Below are 2,247 nucleotides of genomic sequence, written 5' to 3'. Positions count from 1 at the left end.
GCCGAGCCGGGCGGCAGGGCCGTCCACGGCCGGGACCTGCAGCGCCATCCGTGCGTCCTGGGCCACCAGCAGGCTGACCTCGCGCGGGGCGACCATCCGGACCACGGCGGCCAGCGACGCGCCTTGATCCAGCGCCGGTCCCAGCACGTCGGCCAGGCTGGTGCGGGCGCTCAGCATCTCGCACAGCAACTGCTCGATCGGCACCATCACCAGGGCGCGGGGCGGTCCGTCCATCGGCGCGCGGTCGGCCAGGTCCATCAGCCTGTCCAGCCGGGCGCGGCCGCCCCGCACGCCTTCCAGGGCGCCGGCGACGACGCCCGCCATGACGAAGGCCCGCTCGGGCTGGCCCGACAGGCGATGGGCGATGTCCGCCAGCGAGTGGTTCTCCAGGCTGGGGAACCGGTTCTTGCGGCCCGCCGACACCAGGCGCTCGATGGTCTGTTCGGCCAGCCGCTGGTAGTGGCGGACCAGGTCGTGCACCGGCTGGCCCACGGCCTGGCTCTCGGGCACGGCGACCTTCTGGATCGCATGCTGCAGCTCCACCCCCGAGGCGTCCAGCCTTTCCGCCAGGTCCGGGCGATGCAGCAGTTCGAACGCGGTGGCGCCCTGCCGCTGCAGCCAGTCCTCCAGCACTCGTCCGATCAGCTCCCGGGCCATCGGCGCGTACAGGTCGCTGGGGCCGTTGCAGCGGGGCCCGGCCTCTTCGGCCGGCACGACCCGCTTGCGCTGGACCTCCGGCGCCCCGCGCGTCAGCACCGTCAGGCTGTTGAACTCCATCGTGTCCGGATCGAGGGTCTCCTTCGTCACGCGGACGGCGGCGGCGCGGTCGTCGCGCAGCAGATCCTCGGCCGTCTCGATGGCGTGGGCGCGATCCTCCGTGGCCATCTGCAGCGTCCACGGCGCCGGCGCGGTCTTGCGGATGTAGACTTCGTAGTGGACGGGGCCGGCCATGAAACGCTCGCGATGTTCTCCGGGATCATGGCGCACAGACTTTAAGGGCGAGTTTCGTTGCGAATTCGGGGCTGGCGGCCCATCTTTTCCGCCGTAATCTCACCCCGATCCCGTAGAACGGTTACGCTTGCCGCGCGTTGATGCGGGGACGACGAGCCTGCAAGGAGAGCCCCTTGGCCAACATCACCCTGGTCGACGACGACGAGAACATCGTGGCCTCCGTGTCGCTGGCGCTGGAGAGCCACGGCCACAAGATCACCGCCTATCACGACGGGGCCTCGGGCCTGGAGGCGCTGGAGACCTCTCCGCCGGACCTCGCCATCCTGGACGTGAAGATGCCGCGGATGGACGGCATGGAGGTGCTGCGGCGCCTGCGCCAGACGTCCAGCCTGCCCGTGATCATGCTGACGTCCAAGGACGAGGAGATCGACGAGATCCTCGGCTTCAACCTCGGCGCCGACGATTACATCCACAAGCCTTTCAGCCAGCGCCTGCTGATCGAGCGGGTGAAGGCCCTGCTGCGCCGCACCGGCGCCGACGGGGGCGAGCCCGAGGCGTCCGCCGAGGGCGGCAACAAGGCCATCAAGCGCGGCAAGCTGACGATGGACCCCGCACGGCACGAAAGCACCTGGGACGGCAAGCCGGTGAAGCTGACCGTCACGGAATTCCTGCTGCTGCAGGCCCTGGCGCAGCGTCCGGGCTTCGTGAAGAGCCGCGACAACCTGATGGACGCGGCCTACGACGATCAGGTTTATGTGGACGACCGGACGATCGACAGCCACGTGAAGCGCATGCGCAAGAAGTTCCGGGTGGTCGATCCCGAGTTCGACGCCATCGAGACCCTGTATGGCGTTGGATACCGCTATCGCGAAAGCTGAACCGGCCGCTTCGGCGGAGGACGACCGGCCGCGCCGTCCCAAGCGGTTCGGCGGATCGCGCCTGGGCGGGCTGATCCTCGCGCTGAACCTGCTCAGCCTGCTGATCCTGTTCGTCGGGGCCCTGGCGCTGAACGAATGGAGCCGCAGCCTGATCGAGGCGCGTCAGGAGACCCTGGCCGCGCAGGCGGAACTGCTGGTCCGGGTCCTGGGGGACGAGCGCCTGGGCGTGACCAAGGGCGAGCCGACGCCGTCCCTGGATCCCATCGAGGCCAGCCGCTGGCTGCGCGACAACTTCATCCTGCCCGGCCAGCGCGCGCGCCTGTTCGACGTCGACGGACTTCTGGTCGCCGACAGCTATGCGGTGACGGAGGCCATCCCGGGCCAGCCGCTGCCGCCGGCGAGGCCGCGGGAACCCCGC

Annotated in this window: 2 protein-coding genes and 1 pseudogene; 2 read left to right on the top strand and 1 reads right to left on the bottom strand. The window is 70.0% G+C overall.

Annotated elements, in window-relative coordinates:
- Positions 1-951 (bottom strand): annotated as a pseudogene (locus AC2W7C_RS17000) (hypothetical protein); the annotation flags it as partial.
- A 173-nt stretch (positions 952-1,124) separates the two neighbouring features.
- On the opposite strand from AC2W7C_RS17000, the gene AC2W7C_RS16995 reads away from it, so the two are divergent.
- Positions 1,125-1,829, top strand: a complete 705-nt coding sequence (locus tag AC2W7C_RS16995) for a response regulator transcription factor (protein ID WP_486002434.1) — start codon at positions 1,125-1,127, stop codon at positions 1,827-1,829.
- Positions 1,798-2,247 (top strand): sensor N-terminal transmembrane domain-containing protein (locus AC2W7C_RS16990; protein WP_486002433.1); only part of this gene is annotated, 450 nt, incomplete at its 3' end. The genes AC2W7C_RS16995 and AC2W7C_RS16990, both read left to right, overlap by 32 nt.

The organism is Brevundimonas sp. CURTG3B2_SDJG, from assembly GCF_057364705.1.
Note: the sequence above shows the minus strand (reverse complement) of the source record. Positions and strands in the feature narration are given on the sequence as shown.